Source organism: Roseateles violae, from assembly GCF_030410485.1.
In the GTDB taxonomy this organism is placed as follows: Bacteria; Pseudomonadota; Gammaproteobacteria; order Burkholderiales; family Burkholderiaceae_C; genus Roseateles_D; species Roseateles_D violae.
This window is the reverse complement of the sequence record NZ_JAUHHC010000003.1, coordinates 147737-163303: the sequence shown is the minus strand read 5'-3', so window position 1 is coordinate 163303 and position 15567 is coordinate 147737. Positions and strand designations below refer to the sequence as shown.

The 15567-nt window shown below is 70.1% G+C and carries 17 protein-coding genes; 12 read left to right on the top strand and 5 right to left on the bottom strand.

From position 1 onward, the window contains the following. Positions 1 to 14: 14 nt before the first annotated feature. From hutC to QWJ38_RS11060, 6 genes are all read left to right on the top strand, one after another. Positions 15 to 740, top strand: coding sequence for a histidine utilization transcriptional repressor HutC (gene hutC, locus QWJ38_RS11085; protein WP_290359146.1), 726 nt, complete (start codon positions 15 to 17; stop codon positions 738 to 740). Next, positions 737 to 1279 (top strand): HutD/Ves family protein, encoded by a 543-nt coding sequence (locus QWJ38_RS11080; protein WP_290359145.1) that lies wholly within the window; start codon positions 737 to 739, stop codon positions 1277 to 1279. Before hutC ends, QWJ38_RS11080 begins: the two co-directional genes overlap by 4 nt. Next, entirely contained in the window at positions 1279 to 2478 is a 1200-nt protein-coding gene (gene hutI / locus QWJ38_RS11075; RefSeq protein WP_290359144.1) for an imidazolonepropionase, read from the top strand. Before QWJ38_RS11080 ends, hutI begins: the two co-directional genes overlap by 1 nt. Positions 2479 to 2483: 5 nt before the next feature. After that, complete coding sequence (hutG, locus tag QWJ38_RS11070) at positions 2484 to 3287, top strand: N-formylglutamate deformylase (RefSeq protein ID WP_290359143.1); 804 nt, start codon at positions 2484 to 2486, stop codon at positions 3285 to 3287. Next, entirely contained in the window at positions 3287 to 4660 is a 1374-nt protein-coding gene (locus tag QWJ38_RS11065) for a formimidoylglutamate deiminase (RefSeq protein WP_290359142.1), read from the top strand. Before hutG ends, QWJ38_RS11065 begins: the two co-directional genes overlap by 1 nt. A 73-nt stretch (positions 4661 to 4733) precedes the next feature. Next, complete coding sequence (locus tag QWJ38_RS11060) at positions 4734 to 5780, top strand: hypothetical protein (RefSeq protein ID WP_290359141.1); 1047 nt, start codon at positions 4734 to 4736, stop codon at positions 5778 to 5780. Positions 5781 to 5791: 11 nt separating this feature from the next. On the opposite strand, the gene QWJ38_RS11055 is transcribed toward QWJ38_RS11060, so the two are convergent. Beyond that, positions 5792 to 6841 (bottom strand): asparaginase, encoded by a 1050-nt coding sequence (locus QWJ38_RS11055; RefSeq protein ID WP_290359140.1) that lies wholly within the window; start codon positions 6839 to 6841, stop codon positions 5792 to 5794. Between the two features lie 42 nt (positions 6842 to 6883). On the opposite strand from QWJ38_RS11055, the gene QWJ38_RS11050 reads away from it, so the two are divergent. The 6 genes from QWJ38_RS11050 (at position 6884) to QWJ38_RS11025 (ending at position 11043) form a co-directional block, all read left to right on the top strand. Then, the gene (locus tag QWJ38_RS11050; RefSeq protein WP_290359139.1) at positions 6884 to 7819 is read left to right on the top strand and encodes a DUF429 domain-containing protein; all 936 of its coding nucleotides are present in this window, start codon (positions 6884 to 6886) and stop codon (positions 7817 to 7819) included. Between the two features lie 99 nt (positions 7820 to 7918). Then, a complete protein-coding gene (locus tag QWJ38_RS11045) occupies positions 7919 to 8464 on the top strand; it encodes a hypothetical protein (protein ID WP_290359138.1) in 546 nt (181 codons plus the stop codon). A 23-nt stretch (positions 8465 to 8487) separates the two neighbouring features. Next, the gene (locus QWJ38_RS11040) at positions 8488 to 9216 is read left to right on the top strand and encodes a PEP-CTERM sorting domain-containing protein (RefSeq protein WP_290359137.1); all 729 of its coding nucleotides are present in this window, start codon (positions 8488 to 8490) and stop codon (positions 9214 to 9216) included. Continuing rightward, positions 9213 to 9803 (top strand): phage tail protein, encoded by a 591-nt coding sequence (locus QWJ38_RS11035; protein ID WP_290359136.1) that lies wholly within the window; start codon positions 9213 to 9215, stop codon positions 9801 to 9803. The genes QWJ38_RS11040 and QWJ38_RS11035 overlap by 4 nt, the downstream gene beginning before the upstream one ends. Before the next feature lie 10 nt (positions 9804 to 9813). Beyond that, a complete protein-coding gene (locus QWJ38_RS11030; protein WP_290359135.1) occupies positions 9814 to 10410 on the top strand; it encodes a phage tail protein in 597 nt (198 codons plus the stop codon). Between the two features lie 27 nt (positions 10411 to 10437). After that, positions 10438 to 11043 (top strand): phage tail protein, encoded by a 606-nt coding sequence (locus QWJ38_RS11025; RefSeq protein WP_290359134.1) that lies wholly within the window; start codon positions 10438 to 10440, stop codon positions 11041 to 11043. Positions 11044 to 11160: 117 nt separating this feature from the next. Here QWJ38_RS11025 and rocF read toward each other — a convergent pair whose 3' ends face one another. The 4 genes from rocF to QWJ38_RS11005 all read right to left on the bottom strand — a co-directional run bounded on the left by rocF (position 11161) and on the right by QWJ38_RS11005 (position 15337). Next, positions 11161 to 12081, bottom strand: a complete 921-nt coding sequence (gene rocF, locus QWJ38_RS11020) for an arginase (protein ID WP_290359133.1) — start codon at positions 12079 to 12081, stop codon at positions 11161 to 11163. A 31-nt stretch (positions 12082 to 12112) separates the two neighbouring features. Next, positions 12113 to 12979, bottom strand: a complete 867-nt coding sequence (locus QWJ38_RS11015) for an LOG family protein (protein WP_290359132.1) — start codon at positions 12977 to 12979, stop codon at positions 12113 to 12115. Positions 12980 to 13047: 68 nt separating this feature from the next. Continuing rightward, a complete protein-coding gene (locus QWJ38_RS11010) occupies positions 13048 to 13821 on the bottom strand; it encodes a HesA/MoeB/ThiF family protein (protein WP_290359131.1) in 774 nt (257 codons plus the stop codon). A gap of 79 nt (positions 13822 to 13900) precedes the next feature. Then, a complete protein-coding gene (locus QWJ38_RS11005; RefSeq protein ID WP_290359130.1) occupies positions 13901 to 15337 on the bottom strand; it encodes a S41 family peptidase in 1437 nt (478 codons plus the stop codon). Between the last annotated feature and the right edge of the window lie 230 nt (positions 15338 to 15567).

Genomic DNA, 15567 nt, shown 5'->3' with positions numbered 1-15567 from the left:
GTACGATGCGCGGCATGACGAGAACAGCAGCCCTGGCGGCGCCGGCGCCGCAATACCTGAAGGTCAAGAACCATCTGCGCGAGGGCATCGCGGCCGGCCGCTGGGTGGCCGGCGATCTGCTGCCTTCGGAGGCCGAATTGGTCGCGCAGTTCGAGGTCAGCCGGATGACGGTCAACCGCGCGCTGCGCGAGCTGAGCCAGGAGGGCCTGGTCGAGCGCCTGCAGGGTGTTGGCAGCTTCGTCGCGCAATTGCACCGGATCTCGTCGACCCTGACCGTGCGCGATCTGCACGAGGAGATCGCCGCGCGGGGCCACCGGCACGAGGCCAGGCTGCAGTTGCTGGAAACGGTCAAGGCCACGCCCGAGCAGGCGGCGGACTTCCAGCTGAAGCCGGGCGCGCCGCTGTTCCACAGCGTGATCGTCCATCTGGAGAACGGCAAGGCGATCCAGTGCGAGGACCGGCTGGTCAACCCGGCCTGCGCGCCCGACTACCTGGGCCTGGACTTCACGCAGACGACGCCGACGCATTACCTCTTGGAGGTTGCGCCCTTGTCCGAGGCGCGCTACACCATCGAATCGCTGCTGCCCTCGGAGCAGGAGGCGAAATTGCTCGGCATTTCCAAACGCGAACCCTGCCTGGTCGTCAAGCGCCGCACCTTCAGCCGCGGCCGGACGGTGACGACGGTGCGGCTGACGCATCCCGGTTCGCTCTATCTGCTGGAAGGGAGTTTTCAAGCATGAGCTGGAGCATCATTTGCGCCGCCCAGGTGGCGCCGCAGCGCTGGAAGAACGATGGCGGCTGGACGCGCGAGCTCTTGGCCTGGCCGCATCCGGCCGACTGGATCCTGCGCGTCAGCGTCGCCGACATCGAGGCCGACGGCCCGTTCTCGTCCTTCCCGGGCGTGCAGCGCTGGTTTGCCGTGCTGTCGGGTCGCGGCGTGAGGCTCTATGACTTCGAGCTGCATCCGGAAAGTGAGCTGATCAGCTTCGACGGCGCCCTGGGGCCCGATTGTGAGCTGGTCGACGGGCCGACGCGCGACTTCAATCTGATGCACCAGCGCGCCAAGGGCCGCATGCAGGTGCAGGCCGTCGAGCAGGGGCCGCCGCCAACGGGCCGGCTGGTGGCCCTGTTCACGGCCGAGGGTGGGGTGCTGAGTCACGGCGGCCGCGCGATGAAGCTGGCGCCGCAAAGCCTGGCCTGGTGCGAGGATCCGGTGGCCCAGCCGCTGGCCTTCACGGGCGCCGGCGCCGCCTGGTGGATGGTCTGGAGCGAAGCGTGATGGCGGCGGGCAAGGTCTTGTGGCGCAACGCGCGGCTGGCGACGCTGGACGGCACCGAGCCCTGGGGCTGGGTGGAACGCGGCGCCCTGGTCAGCGAGGACGAGCGGTTGTTGTGGGTCGGCGACGAGGCCGATCTGCCGGCCATGGAGTTTGCGGCCGAGCACGACCTGGCCGGCGCTGTCGTCACGCCGGGCCTGATCGACTGCCACACCCATCTGGTCTATGGCGGCCAGCGCGCGCGCGAGTTCGAGCTGCGCCTGGCCGGCGCCAGCTACGAGGAGATCGCCCGCGCCGGCGGCGGCATCCGCTCGACGGTGGCCGCCACCCGCGCGGCCGGCGAGGACGAGCTGCTGGCGCTGGCTCAAGCGCGGCTCGACGACCTGCTGGCCGAGGGCGTGACGACCATCGAGGTGAAGTCCGGCTACGGGCTCAGCTTCGAGGCCGAGGCGAAGAGCTTGCGGGTGGCGCGGCGGCTGCAGGGCGCCGAGCTGCGCACCAGCTATCTGGGCGCGCATGCGCTGCCGCCGGAGTTCCAGGGCCGGCAGGACGCGTACGTGGATGCCGTCTGCGAGTGGATGGCCAGCCTGCATGAGCAGGGCCTGGTCGACGCGGTCGATGCCTTCTGCGAGGGCATCGGCTTCACGCCGGCGCAGACGCGGCGCGTGTTCGAGGCGGCGCGGCGCCTGGGCCTGCCGGTCAAGCTGCATGCCGAGCAATTGAGCGATCAGGCCGGCACCAAGCTGGCCTGCGAGTTCGGCGCGCTGTCCTGCGACCATCTGGAATGGCTGAGCCCGTCGGGCATCGCCGCGATGCAGCGCAGCGGCACGGTGGCCGTGCTGCTGCCGGGTGCCTACTACTTCCTGCGCGAAACGAAACTGCCGCCCATCCAGCAGCTGCGCGAGGCCGGCGTGCCGATGGCGATTGCCACCGACCACAACCCCGGCACCTCGCCGACCCTGTCCCTGCTGCTGATGCTGAACATGGCCTGCACCTTGTTCCGGCTGACGCCCGAAGAAGCGCTGCGCGGCGTCACCGTCCATGCGGCGCGGGCGCTGGGGCTCCAGGCAGACCGCGGCCGGCTGGCGGCCGGGCTGCGCGCCGATTTCTGCGTCTGGGATGTCGCCCATCCCAATGAACTGGCCTATTTCTTCGGCCGCAACCCGCTGGTGAGCCGGGTGCGCGGCGGAAAGCTGTCCTGACCCTCATGAACAACGATCACGTCTACAAGCTGAAGCAGGGCCGTGTGCCGCTCCTGATCAGCATGCCGCATGTCGGCACCGCGATTCCCGAGGACCAGCGTGCCCGCTATGAGCCGCGCGCGCTGCAGACCGAGGACACCGACTGGCATCTGGAACGGCTCTACGGCGGCCTGGCCGAGCAGCTGGGCGCCAGCATGTTGGTGCCGCACTGGTCGCGCTTCCTGATCGACCTGAACCGGCCGCCCGAGGACACGCCCATGTACCCCGGCGCCTCCAACACCGAGCTCTGCCCGACCCGCTTCTTCACCGGCGAGCCGCTGTACCTGCCCGGCCGGGAGCCCGACGCGGCCGAGAAGCTGCGCCGCCGCGAGACCTACTGGCGGCCCTATCACGAGGCGCTGCAGGCCGAGCTCGATCGGCTCAAGCGCGAGCATGGCTATGTGCTGCTGTTCGATGCACACAGCATCAAGTCCGAGCTGCCCTGGCTGTTCGAGGGCCGGCTGCCAGCGCTGAACCTGGGCACGGTCGACGGCCGCTCCTGCGACCCGGCGATCACCGCCGTGCTGGGCGCGCTGCTGGCCGCGCAGGATCGCTACAGCCATGTGGTCAACGGCCGCTTCAAGGGCGGCTACATCACCCGCCACTACGGCCGGCCCGATCTGCAGCAGCACGCGGTGCAGCTGGAGATGTGCTGGCGCTGCTATATGGGCGAAGCCGCGCCCTACGACTACGACGAGGCACTGGCGGTCGGCGTGCAACCGCTGCTGGCGCGGATGTTCGAGACCCTGCTGGCCTGGAGGCCCGCCTGATGACGGCACGCTACTGGACCGAGCAGGCCTGGGTCGAGGGCCGCTGGCAGCGCGAGGTGCGGCTGAGCGTCGGCAGCGACGGCTGCTGGTCCAGCATCGAGGTCGGTGCACCGCGCGAGGGCGCGCAGCTTCTCGCCGGCCCGGTGATCCCCAGCCTGGTCGACGCGCACAGCCATGCCTTCCAGCGTGCCTTCGCCGGCCTGGCCGAGCGGCGCGATGGCGATGACGATTTCTGGTCCTGGCGCGACCGCATGTACGGCCTGGCGCTGCGCCTCGACCCGCGCCAGCTGCGCGCGATCGCCGCCCAGCTCTATGTGGAGCTGCTGAAGGGCGGCTACACCCAGGTCTGCGAGTTCCACTATCTGCAGCACGCGCGCGACGGTACCCGCTACGAGGACGAGCTGGCCATGAGCTGGGCCCTGGCCGAGGCGGCCGAGATGGCCGGTCTGGGCCTGACGATGCTGCCGGTGCTCTATGCGCGCAGCGGCTTCGGCCAGCCGGGTCTGCGCGAGGATCAGCGCCGCTTCGCCACCGACGCGGCCTGGGTCTGGCGGGCCAGCCGGCGACTCAATGCCGTCGGCCGGCCGCTGTTGAACGCCGGTGTGGCGCTGCATTCGCTGCGCGCGGCGAATGCCGAGGACATCGACGCGCTGCGGGCGCTGATCGGCGACGAGGATCTGCCGATTCACATCCACATCGCCGAGCAGCAGCAGGAGGTGCGCGACTGCCTGGCCGCGACCGGCCAGCGGCCGATGCAATGGCTCTGCCAGCGCTTCGCGCCCGATGCGCGCTGGCAGCTGGTCCATGCGACGCACAGCACGCGCGAGGAGATTGCAGCGGTCGCGGCCAGCGGCGCCGGCGTCGTCATCTGTCCCGGCACCGAGGGTAATCTGGGCGACGGCCTGATCGATCTGCCCGGCTGGCTGACCGCGGGCGTGCCGATCAGCATCGGCTCGGACAGCCATGTGACCCGCGCCTGGGGCGAGGAACTGCGCTGGCTGGAATACGGCCAGCGGCTCGCGCTGCAGCGGCGCAATGTGGCGGCCGACCCGGCGCGCGATCAGCCGTCGACGGCGGCGCGCCTGTTCGAGGCCGCCCGCGCCGGCAGCGCCGCGCCGGCCGGCTTCTCGCAATGGGGACTGCAGGTCGGCGCGCGCGCCGACTTCCTGGTACTGGAGCTGCAGGCCAGCGGCCTCTTGGGGCTGCCTGCCGGGCAGCTGCTCGACGGCCTGGTGTTCGCGGCCCAGGGCCAGGCCTTGCGCGAGGTCTTCGTTGCCGGCCGGCAGGTGCTGAGCCAAGGGCAGCACCCGCGACAGGAAGAAATCGCCGCCGAGTTCGCGGCGGTGATGGGCGAGGTCTGGCACGGCGCTTGAGCCCCCAAAGAGCTGGGGATGGCGCGCGTCGGCAGCGCTGCCACCATGGGCGGCCGCCACTGTCGGAGCCAAGATGATGATGCCGCTGAACAAACCGCTGCTCGCGTCCTTGTCGGCCCTGCTTCTGCTGGCGGGCCTGCCCGCCGCGACGCGAGCGGCCGACTGCCCCGCCCGCAGCCAGCAGGGCGAGATGACGCTGGTCAGCTTTGCCGACCGGAGCATCGCCGTGCGCGGACATCTGCATGTCAATCCGGACGGCATGCCGGCCTCCTACCTGCCCGGCGATCATGGCTTCACCTACATCGTCAATGGCGTCGACCTCTGGGTCGGCGGCCAGCGTCGTTCCTGCCAGACGAACCGGGATGAATGCAAAGCCAAGTTCCGCGAGGCAGAAGCCGGCGGCTTTGGGCCCGGCACAGCGGAGTTCTGCGCCTTCGCGCTCGAGGTCGACCCACCGCAGGCCGGCGGCACGACCCAGGCCTGCACCCGCGGCCGGGTGATCGGCAATGGCCGGGGCCGGCCGCGCATCGGCGGCCAGCTGCCGACGGCCGCCGGCGGCCAGACCGATTTCTATGCCTCGATGACGGCGCTGACCCAGCTGGTCGAGGGCAAGCCGCGGCCGCTGGACGCCGGCCTGCTGCCCTCGGTGGTCGTGCCGGTGTCGCAGCCGGGCACGCTGGGCCGGGTCGTCTGGGTCCGCCATGGCGAGCGTTCGACCTTTGCCGTGGTCGGTGATACCGGGCCGGCCTATGGAGAGGGCTCGGTGGCCCTGCATGAGCTGCTGCGCCATGGCGCCTTGTCCGGCCAGAAGCCCGGTCCGATCCCGCTCGCGCAACGCTGCACGGCGATCGAGACCGGCCTGCGCGCGCCCTTTATCTCGCGGCCCGATCTGGCCGGCGACCGCTGCAGCGACGCCGGCGCGCGGCGCGGTCCGGCCGATATCCGGGCCTATCAGGGCATAGCCGCCGGGGTGACCCAGCTGATTCTGGGCCGTGCCCGTGTCGAGATGAAGGGCTCGGTGGCGCAGCAGCCGCTCAGCGTCGAGCAACTGCGGGTGGTGGCCGAAGCGGCCGGCTACGACGCCACGAAGCTGAGCGAGATGGCCCGCTGCGTCGAGTAGCCGATGGGACTTCAGCGCGACGCGCTCAGGGCCGCGCGCAGCTCGGCGCTGGCGCGCACGCCGCCGACCTCGATGCCGTTCCAGTTCTTCATCAGCAGATCGCTGTAGCCGGCCAGCAGCCGGGCCTGCGCCTCGTCCAGTTGCAACAGCGCCTCGGCGGCGGCGGCCATGGCCGCCTCGGCCGCGCGCACGCCGCCATCGTCGATCTTCAGCGCCAGGCCCAGGCCCAGCTCGGGCAGGGCGGCGCAGTAGACGCCCTCGGCGCCGATCTTGCAGAACAGGCGCTCACCCAGGGCCTGCATCACCAGCGTGTCGAAGCGCTGGCTGCCGGCCACCATGAACGGTTGTTCGGCGGCGGCCTGCCGCAGCCGCCGCGCCGCGGCGGCGCGCACCGGGGCCAGGCCTTGCCCGCTGCCCAGCCGCGCGAAGCCCAGCGCTAGGCCGCGCAAGGGGATGCCATAGGTCGGGATCGAGCAGCCGTCGGTCGCGCGCGGCGCCTGCTCCAGATCGACGCCGGTCATGCCGGACATCGCCGCCGTCACCTCGCGCATCACCGGATGATCGGCGCCGATATAGCCGCGGGCGAATTCGGCCGGCTCGCGGCCACTGGCCAAGGCCATCTGGCAGGCGACGCAGACGAAGCCGCTGTGCTTGCCCGAGCAGTTGTTGTGCAGCGGCGTGGCCTGCTCGCCGCGCGCAATCATGCCGCGCAAGACCGGCTCGCGCGTCGGCCAATGCGTGCCGCATTCCAGCGCATTCACATCGAGGCCCAAGCGGCTCAGCACGCCCGCCGCGGTCGCCACATGTTCGGGCTCGCCGCTGTGCGAGGCGCAGGCCAGGGCCAGCTCGGCATCGCTCAAGCGCCAGCGTTCGGCCGCGCCGCTCTCGACCAGGGGCAAGGCCTGCAGCGCCTTGACGGCCGAGCGCGGAAAGATCGGCCGCGCGATATCGCCCAGCGCGCAGACCAGGCCGCCATCGGCATCGACGATGGCCAGCGCGCCGCTATGGCGCGATTCCACATGGCCGCCGCGCAGCACCTCGACCAGAACGGGATTCGTCATCATCGTCTCTATCCAATTTCGGCGGACGCTACATTGGCCGCCATGCCTCACTCTACCCCGAGCCCGACGACGCCTCTGCTGGGCGTGGACTTCACCAGCGCGCCGACGCGACGCAAGCCGATCACCGTCGCGCGCGGCCAGCGCCGGGGCCAGGTACTGCTGCTCGAGGACTTGCTGGCCTTCGACACGCTGGCCGGCTTCGGCGACTTCCTGGCCCGGCCGGGGCGCTGGATCGGTGGCTTCGACTTTCCCTTCGGCCTGCCGCGCGAGCTGGTGCTGGCGCTGGGCTGGCCGCAGGACTGGCCGGCGCTGATCGCGCATTACACCAGCCTCGATCGCGCAACCATACGCGCGACCTTTGCCGCCTTCTGCGCGGCGCGGCCGGCCGGCGCCAAGTTCGCCCACCGCGCCTGCGACGCGCCGGCCGGCTCCTCGCCGAGCATGAAGTGGGTCAACCCGCCGGTCGCCTTCATGCTGCATGCCGGCGTGCCGCTGCTGCTGGCGGCCGGCGCCGATCTGCCGGGCCACAACTGGCGCCCCCGGGCCGACGAAATACGTCGTCCGCCCCCCGAGGGGAGCAAGTCAGCTCGGGGCGGCCCTGCGCCGACTTGTGCCGGCGATCCGGGCCGCGTCGCGCTGGAGGCCTATCCGGGCCTGCTGGCGCGCGAGCTGATCGGCCGACGCAGCTACAAGAGCGACGACAAGGCCAAGCAGAGCGACGAGCGCCTGATCGCCCGCAAGGATCTGATCGAGGCGCTGGAGCAGGGCCGCAGCCGCCGCCTGGGCCTGCGGCTGAAGCTCAGCCATGCGCAGCGCGACGGCCTGGCCGCCGATGCCAGCGGCGACCGGCTCGATGCCGTGCTGTGCCTGATGCAGGCGGCCTGGGCCGAGCAGCAGCCGGCCCATGGCCTGCCGCCGCACGCCGACCCGCTGGAGGGCTGGATCGTCAGCGCTGAACACCTGGCCCCGCCTCCCTAGTTTGGCCGGCAGCGCCCCTCGTGCGATCCAGGGGCGCGGCGTATGCTGGCCCGACGACGCCCGGGAGGTCGGATGTCCTCGGTCCCTTGCCCTCGTTGCATGCTCCTGCTTCCGCTCGCGCTGGCCGCCGGCTGCGGCGATGGCGGCGAGGACGAGCGTGCCGCGGCCGAGCGGGCCGCCGCCCGGCCGGTCGAAGCCGCGCAACTGCCGCAGCTGCACCGCTGCCTCGGCGAGCTGAGCCGGCAACTGCGCGAGGCCGACGACGACGAAGCTCCTAGCCTGGTCTGCCTGGTCGGCAGCTACCGCGGCAAGAGCGGGCAGGGCGAGCCCTGCGATCTGCAGATCAATGCGCCGCAGCGCCTGTTCACGCTGCAGCTCGGCGCACGCAGGATCGCGCTCGAATGGGCGCCCATCGCCGTCGACGCGCTGGGCCGACCGGTCCATAACCTCGAGGCGGCCGATCTGGACGAGCGCCGGCCCGGCGTGCAGCTGCGCCGCTTCAGCGCCGTGCCCGAGCCGATCACCGAGACGCTGGCGCTGCAGGCCGGCCTGCCGCAGGCCGGGCCGCTGGGACTGCCGCAGATCCGCTACATCAGGGTCCAGGCCGGACGGGCCGAGACCTGGTCGTGCAATTTCGGCGCCTGACGCCGCTGAGCAAGGAGAGGGCGATGAGGACGATGGACCACAAGCTAGTGCGCCGCACGGGCATCGCGGCGCTGAGCGCGCTGGCGCTGGCGGGCGGCCCGGCCGGCGCCGCCGTGAGCAGCTACCAGCAGCAGGCCGACTTCGATGCCGCCGTTGCCGCGCTGGGCGATACGCATCTGAGCGACTTCGAGAGCATCGCGGTCGCCACCAGCTATGCCGCCGGCAGCGGCCCGGCCGGCGCGCATTTCGTGCTCGGTTCGAGCACCTATGCGCCGGGCGACCGGCCGACCGTGCAGACCGGCCTGTGGACCAGCTCGGGAGAGCGCTTCCTGGGCCTGAACAATGGCGACCAGCAATTCAGCAATGGCGACACACTGAGCTTCACGCTCAGCGGCCCGGTGCGCGCCTTCGGCCTCTATGTGATCGTCGGCGCCGATGTGCTGGCGGGCGATCTGCGCCTGAACACGGCGGGCGGCAGCGTCAGCAATGCCGGCAGCACGACGGTCGGCGACGGGGCCGGCAGCTTCGCCTACTTCCTGGGCCTGGTCTCCAGCAGCAATATTGCCAGCGTGACGCTGGAGTTCGGCACGCCCGGCGACCCCAGCTTTCTGTTCAATGCCGCGGTCGATGATGTGCGGCTGATCGACGCGGCTGCGGTGCCGGAGCCCTCGCGCCTGGCGCTGACGGGGCTGGGTGGCCTGGCCCTGTTGCTGGCCGCCAGGCGCCGTGCGGCGAAGGAGGTCCGATCATGAGCTCGAAGCACAAGAAGTGCGTGCTGGCGCTGGCGGGCCTGACGGCGCTGCCGGCCGCTGCCGGCGATATGGACTATCTGGGCGAATTCGTCTGCGGCGCCTGGAACTTCGCGCCCAGGGGCACGGCGCAGGCGGCCGGCCAGATCATGGCGATCAGCCAGAACACGGCCTTGTTCAGCCTGCTCGGCACCACCTATGGCGGCGATGGCCGCACGACGTTTGCGCTGCCCGATCTGCGCGGCCGTGCGATGCTGCAGGCGGGCCAGGGGCCGGGCCTGTCCGACTATGCGCTGGGCCAGCTCGGCGGCAGCGAGACGCACACGCTGAGCGTCGCCGAGATGCCGGCGCACACGCATCTGATCACGCGCCTGGGCAGCCCGGCCGACGCGACGCAGATCTCGCCGGCCGGCAACGTGCCCGCAGCGAAGGCGCGCACCAGCTACTTTGCGCCGGCGAGCGCCGGCGCGAACATGGCCAGCACGCCGAGCGCGAGCACCGGCCAGGGCCAGCCCTTCGGCACGCGGCAGCCCTATCTGGCGATCACCTGCACGATCGCGGTCCAGGGCGTCTTCCCGGCGCGCAACTGAGGAGAGCGGCATGAGCAAGAAAATTGTCTGGCGGCTGTGCCTGGCGCTGCCGCTGGCGCTGCCCGCGTTGGAGGCGCGCGCCGGCGCCGAGCCCTTCATCGGCCAGGTGATGTGCGGCGGCTGGAACTTCGCGCCGCGCGGCACCTTGGAGCTGGCCGGCCAACTGCTGCCAATCTCGCAGTACGAGACCCTGTTCAATCTGATCGGCACGAACTGGGGCGGCGACGGGCAGACGACCTTCGCGCTGCCCGATCTGCGCGGCCGCGTCGTCGTCGGCACCGGCACCGGGCCCGGCGGCGTCACGCGTCAGCTCGGCGAGAGCGGCGGCAGCGAGACGGTCACCCTCGGCAGCAGCCAGCTGCCGGCGCACACGCACGGCTTCGCGCCGCCGGCCAGCCCCGGCGATGCGAGCAGCCTGTCGCCGGCCGGCAAGGTTGCGGCCAGCAAGGCGCGCACCAATCTGTATGCGCCGGGCCCGGGCAGCCTGCCGATGCAGAGTGTGCAGAGCGCCAGCAGCGGCGGCAACCAGCCGACGAGCACGCTGCAGCCCTATCTGGCCGTCAAGTGCGTGGTGGCGGTCGAGGGCATCTATCCCTCGCAGAACTGAGCGGTCGCCGCCGATGGAGTCATCCTCATGAGCATTTCCTCATCGCTGTCCCGGCGCGCCGGCCTGCTGCTCGCCGCCACTCTGCTCTGCGCCGGCGCGGCGCGGGCCGACACGCCCTATCTGGGCGAGATCCGCTGCGGCCTCTGGAACTTCGCGCCCAGGGGCTGGGCGCTGACCAATGGGCAGATCCTGCCCATCAACCAGAACCAGGCGCTGTTCAGCCTTCTGGGCACCAATTACGGTGGCGACGGGCGGGTCAATTTCGCCCTGCCCAATCTCCGCGGCCGCGTAGCGATCGGCGCCGGCCAGGGGCCGGGTCTGAGCCTTTACACGGTCGGTCAGGCCGGTGGCAGCGAGACGATGACGCTCGGCCCCGATCAGCTGCCGGCGCACAGCCATGCGGTCGCGCTGCCGGGCAGCGCCGGCGAGGGCAATGCGCAGAGCCCGGCGAGCCTGGCGCCGGCGGCCCAGGCGCGCACGACCCTGTATGCGGCGCCCGGCAACCCGGCGCTGGCCATGGCCCCGGCCGCGGTCTCCTCGACCGGCGGCGGCCAGCCCTTCAACCGGATGCAGCCCTTCCTGCCGCTGACCTGCGTGATCGCGCTGCAGGGCATCTTCCCCACGCGCGATTAGCGCTTGCGGCGCGGCGCCCTCGCTATTTGCGCATCAGGGTGTTCTTGCCGTCTGCCGCAGGCAGGGCAAGCTATTTCCTCATCAAGGTGCTCTTGCCCTCGCCGCAGGCGGGCAAGCTCACTTCCTCATCAACGTTGACTTGCCAAACAGAGACTCGATCAGATCCACCGCCAGCAGCGCCGTCTGATTGCGCACATCCAGCGCCGGGTTCAGTTCCATCACGTCCAGCGAGGCCAGGCGGCCGGTGTCGGCGATCATCTCCATGCACAGCTGCGCCTCGCGGTAGGTCGGGCCGCCGGGGATGGTCGTGCCCACGCCGGGCGCGATCGCCGGGTCGAGGAAGTCGACGTCGAAGCTGACATGCAGATGCGTGTTCGCGTCCAGCGTGGCCAGCGCCAACTCCATCGTGTGGCGCATGCCCATCTCGTCGATATAGCGCATGTCGAAGACCTCGAGCTCCTGCTCGTGCACGAAGCGCTTCTCGCCGGGGTCGACGCTGCGGATGCCGATCTGGCGTATCCACTTGGGGTTGATGGCCGGCACCTTGCCGCCGATCTCGATCAACTCCTTGGGGCCGAAGCCGCACAGGCAGGCGACCGGCATGCCGTGGATATTGCCGCTGGGCGTCAGCTCGCTGGTGTTGAAGTCGGCATGGGCGTCGAGCCAGAGCACGCGCAGCTTCTTGCCGGCCTCGCGGCAGTGGCGCGCGACGGCCGAGATCGAGCCCAGGCCCAGGCAATGGTCACCGCCCAGCAGGATGGGCATGCGGCCACCCTGCAGCTCGGCATAGACGGCCTCGTGCACGACCTGGTTCCAGGCGACGACCTCGTCCAGGTGGCGGTAGCCCTCTAGCGGCGGCAGCCAGGGATTGGCCGGGCCGGCGAGGTTGCCGCGGTCGATCACGTCGACGCCATGGCTTTGCAGGGTCGGGCCGATATTGGCGACGCGCAGCGCCTCCGGGCCCATGCTGGCCCCGCGCGCGCCGGCGCCGATATCGGTCGGCGCGCCGATCAGGGAAACGGAACGTTGGGTGCTCATGATTGTTTCGCTCGCTCTGGTTCAGCTTGGTTCAGATCTCGTAGGTCGTTTCCAGCAAGCCCCAGGCCTCCTCGGCGCTCTCGACGAAATGAAACAGTTTCTCGTCGCCGGGGCTGATCATGCCGGTCTCGATCAGCAGATCGAAATTGATCAGCCGGGTCCAGAAGTCGCGGCCGAACAGCAGGATGGGCCGGCGGCGCGACTTGCCGGTCTGGATCAGCGTCATTGTCTCGAACAATTCGTCCAGGGTGCCGAAGCCGCCCGGGAAGCAGACCAGCGCGATCGAGCGCATCAGGAAGTGCATCTTGCGCAGCGCGAAGTAGTGGAAGCGGAAGCACAGCTCCGGCGTGATGTAGGGGTTCGGGTTCTGCTCGTGCGGCAGCACGATGTTCAGGCCCACGCTCTTGCCGCCGGCCTCGTAGGCGCCGCGGTTGCCGGCCTCCATGATGCCGGGGCCGCCGCCGGTGACGACGTAGATCGGCTTGCCGCGCTCGCTCGAGACCGTGGTAACGATGCCGGCGAAGCGCCGCGCCTCCTCGTAGTAATGGCTCATCCTCAGCTGCATCTCGGCGCGCCGGATCGCCTCCGGCTCGCCGCCGAGGCGGGCGCCGTCGAGCAGGTTCTGCGCGCCCTCGCGCGAAGGGATGCGGGCGCTGCCGAACATCACGATGGTCGACTTGATGCCCTGCTCCTGCTGGATCATCTCCGGCTTCAGCAGTTCCAGCTGCATGCGCACCGGCCGCAGCTCCTGGCGCAGCAGGAACTCGCTGTCGTCGAAGGCGAGGCGGTAGGCGCTGCCGGGCGCGTCGTAGTTCGGATGCGGCTGCAGCGTGCGCGCCTCCTGCTCGGCCGTGGGGAAATTGCGCGCGCCCAGCGCGGGCTTTTGGGAACTGTCCATGGTGCGTCCGTCTGCCGCGGGGCGGCTCGATTGAAAAGGGTGATTGGGAAGAGCGGCTCTCTTGTTCTTCAGCTGCCCGCTCGGCGTTCGGCGCAGACGCTGCATTGCATGTCGCGCTGCACGGCGATCTCGGTCCATTCCATCCGCCGCGCATCGAGCATCAGCAAACGGCCTGCCAGGCTCTCGCCGCTGACGTCGCTGATGCCGGCCAGCAGCTTCAGCGCCTCGGCCGCCTGCAGGCTGCCGATGATGCCGACCAGGGGCGCGAACACGCCCATGGTCGCGCAGCGCGCCTCCTCGTAGCGCGCCTCGGGCGGGAACAGGCAGGCGTAGCAGGGCGCCTCGGCACGGCGGCTGTCGTAGACGCTGATCTGCCCGTCGAAGCCGATCGCCGCGCCCGAGATCAGCGGCTTGGCGTGATGGACGCAGGCACGGTTGACCGCCTGGCGGGTGGTGAAGTTGTCGCTGCAGTCGAGCACGACATCGGCGCCCGCGATCAGCTCGTCGAGCAGGGCAGCGTCGGCGCGCCGGCGCAGCGCCGTCACCGTCAGCTGCGGATTCAGCGCGGCGATCGCCGCCGCGGCCGACTCGACCTTGGGCAGGCCGATGCGCGCCTGCGCATGGGCGATCTGGCGCTGCAGATTGGTCAGGTCGACCGCGTCGTCGTCGACCAGGGTCAGCCGGCCGACGCCGGCCGTGCCCAGGTACAGTGCCACCGGCGAGCCGAGCCCGCCGGCGCCGATCACCAGGGCGCTGCCGTCGAGCAGGCGCTGCTGGCCCTCGACGCCGATCTCGTCCAGCAGGATATGGCGCGAATAGCGCAGCAATTGCTCGTCATCCATTCGGCCAAGCATAGCGCCGAGCGGACGTAAAAACGGCCCGCCAGGGCGAGCCGTTTTGAGCAGGCAACAGCCTCCCCGATCACTCGCTGGGCTTGGCCTCGGCCTTGCGCTCGGTGGCGGTCTTGGACACCGCGACCGGCTTGCCCTTCAGCTGGTTCATCGCCTGCAGCAGCGGGAAGTCCTCGCCGCTGCCGAACTCGGGCAGGGGCTTGGGCGGCTCGTTCTTCTTCGCGAACTCGGCTTCCAGCTTGGCGCGCGCTTCCTCGCGGGCCTTCTCGCGCGCCTCGTCCTTCTCTTCCGGGCCATTGCCCAGGTGCTTTTCCAGATCGGCCTCGCGCATGCGCAGGGCGGCGAAGACATTGCCCTCGGCCGTTTCATCCAGCGCGATGTCCGGCACGATGCCCTTGGCCTGGATCGAGCGGCCGCTGGGCGTGTAGTAGCGCGCGGTGGTGATCTTCAGCGCCGTCTCCGGGCTCAGCTGGCGCACCGTCTGCACCGAGCCCTTGCCGAAGGTCTGCGCGCCCATCACGACGGCGCGGTGGTGGTCCTGCAGCGCGCCGGCGACGATCTCGCTGGCCGAGGCCGAGCCCTCGTTGACCAGCACCACCAGCGGCACCGTCTTCAGCGCGGCAGGCAGGCGGCGCAGCGGGTCGTTGCCGCCGCGGCGCAGGTAGTAGTCGGGGTTGGCCTTGAAGCTGGCCTTGGAATCGGCGATCTGGCCGTTGGTCGACACCACCTCGACGTCGCGCGGCAGGAAGGCGCTCGAGATCGCGACGGCGCCCTCGAGCAGGCCGCCCGGGTCATTGCGCAGATCGAGCACCAGGCCCTTGATGTTCGGGTCCTGCTTGTAGAGCTCCTCGAGCTTCTTGGCGAAGTCGTCGACGGTGCGGTCCTGGAACTGGCTGACGCGGATCCAGGCATAGCCGGGCTCGACCATCTTGGCCCGCACGCTCTGCACCTTGATCTCCTCGCGCACGATGGTCACGGGGAAGCTGCGGCTCTCGCTCTTGCGGAAGATGGTCAGCGAGACCTTGGTATTGGGCTCGCCGCGCATGCGCTTGACGGCCTGGTCCAGGCTGAGGCCCTTGACGAAGGTATCGTCGATCTTGGAGATCAGGTCGCCGCTCTTCAGGCCGGCGCGGAAGGCGGGCGAACCCTCGATCGGCGAGACGATCTTGACCAGGCCGTCTTCCATGCCGATCTCGATGCCGACGCCGACGAACTTGCCGGTCGTGCCTTCGCGGAATTCCTTGAAGCTCTTCTTGTCGAAGAACTGTGAATGCGGGTCGAGCCCCGCCACCATGCCGGAGATCGCGTCGTTGATCAGCTTCTTCTCGTCCACCGGCTCGACATAGTCCGACTTGACCATGCCGAAGACGGCGGCGAGCTGCTGCAGTTCCTCCAGCGGCAGCGGCGAGAGACTGCTGCGCGCATTGGCCTGCAACTGCATCGTGGTCAGCGCGCCGGCCATGGCGCCCAGGGCGACCCAGCCTGCAACTTTCAGTTTGGCACCCATGATGCGAGTGTTTCCTATCGGTGAGAACGACTGCAAAAAGCGTCTGACGTCAGCCTAGCAAAGGCGCGGCGCAGCGGGCTTCAGTATATGCCCGGCCCCGTTCCGGCGCCCAGCCATACGGGCCCAAATGGCCTGTCAAATCGAGGGTTTCAAGTGAACAATGAGACGGAATCGGCGGCTTTACCCAAGCTTTACCGAAGCGGCCGGGATGCCGGAAGTCATGCTCGATG

What these genes read in the sequence shown, in the direction of transcription:
- hutC (WP_290359146.1), top strand. Translation starts at nt 15, where the DNA reads ATGACGAGAACAGCAGCCCTGGCGGCGCCGGCGCCGCAATACCTGAAG.
- QWJ38_RS11080 (WP_290359145.1), top strand. Translation starts at nt 737, where the DNA reads ATGAGCTGGAGCATCATTTGCGCCGCCCAGGTGGCGCCGCAGCGCTGG.
- hutI (WP_290359144.1), top strand. Translation starts at nt 1,279, where the DNA reads ATGGCGGCGGGCAAGGTCTTGTGGCGCAACGCGCGGCTGGCGACGCTG.
- hutG (WP_290359143.1), top strand. Translation starts at nt 2,484, where the DNA reads ATGAACAACGATCACGTCTACAAGCTGAAGCAGGGCCGTGTGCCGCTC.
- QWJ38_RS11065 (WP_290359142.1), top strand. Translation starts at nt 3,287, where the DNA reads ATGACGGCACGCTACTGGACCGAGCAGGCCTGGGTCGAGGGCCGCTGG.
- QWJ38_RS11060 (WP_290359141.1), top strand. Translation starts at nt 4,734, where the DNA reads ATGATGATGCCGCTGAACAAACCGCTGCTCGCGTCCTTGTCGGCCCTG.
- QWJ38_RS11055 (WP_290359140.1), bottom strand. Translation starts at nt 6,841, where the DNA reads ATGACGAATCCCGTTCTGGTCGAGGTGCTGCGCGGCGGCCATGTGGAA.
- QWJ38_RS11050 (WP_290359139.1), top strand. Translation starts at nt 6,884, where the DNA reads ATGCCTCACTCTACCCCGAGCCCGACGACGCCTCTGCTGGGCGTGGAC.
- QWJ38_RS11045 (WP_290359138.1), top strand. Translation starts at nt 7,919, where the DNA reads ATGCTCCTGCTTCCGCTCGCGCTGGCCGCCGGCTGCGGCGATGGCGGC.
- QWJ38_RS11040 (WP_290359137.1), top strand. Translation starts at nt 8,488, where the DNA reads ATGAGGACGATGGACCACAAGCTAGTGCGCCGCACGGGCATCGCGGCG.
- QWJ38_RS11035 (WP_290359136.1), top strand. Translation starts at nt 9,213, where the DNA reads ATGAGCTCGAAGCACAAGAAGTGCGTGCTGGCGCTGGCGGGCCTGACG.
- QWJ38_RS11030 (WP_290359135.1), top strand. Translation starts at nt 9,814, where the DNA reads ATGAGCAAGAAAATTGTCTGGCGGCTGTGCCTGGCGCTGCCGCTGGCG.
- QWJ38_RS11025 (WP_290359134.1), top strand. Translation starts at nt 10,438, where the DNA reads ATGAGCATTTCCTCATCGCTGTCCCGGCGCGCCGGCCTGCTGCTCGCC.
- rocF (WP_290359133.1), bottom strand. Translation starts at nt 12,081, where the DNA reads ATGAGCACCCAACGTTCCGTTTCCCTGATCGGCGCGCCGACCGATATC.
- QWJ38_RS11015 (WP_290359132.1), bottom strand. Translation starts at nt 12,979, where the DNA reads ATGGACAGTTCCCAAAAGCCCGCGCTGGGCGCGCGCAATTTCCCCACG.
- QWJ38_RS11010 (WP_290359131.1), bottom strand. Translation starts at nt 13,821, where the DNA reads ATGGATGACGAGCAATTGCTGCGCTATTCGCGCCATATCCTGCTGGAC.
- QWJ38_RS11005 (WP_290359130.1), bottom strand. Translation starts at nt 15,337, where the DNA reads ATGGGTGCCAAACTGAAAGTTGCAGGCTGGGTCGCCCTGGGCGCCATG.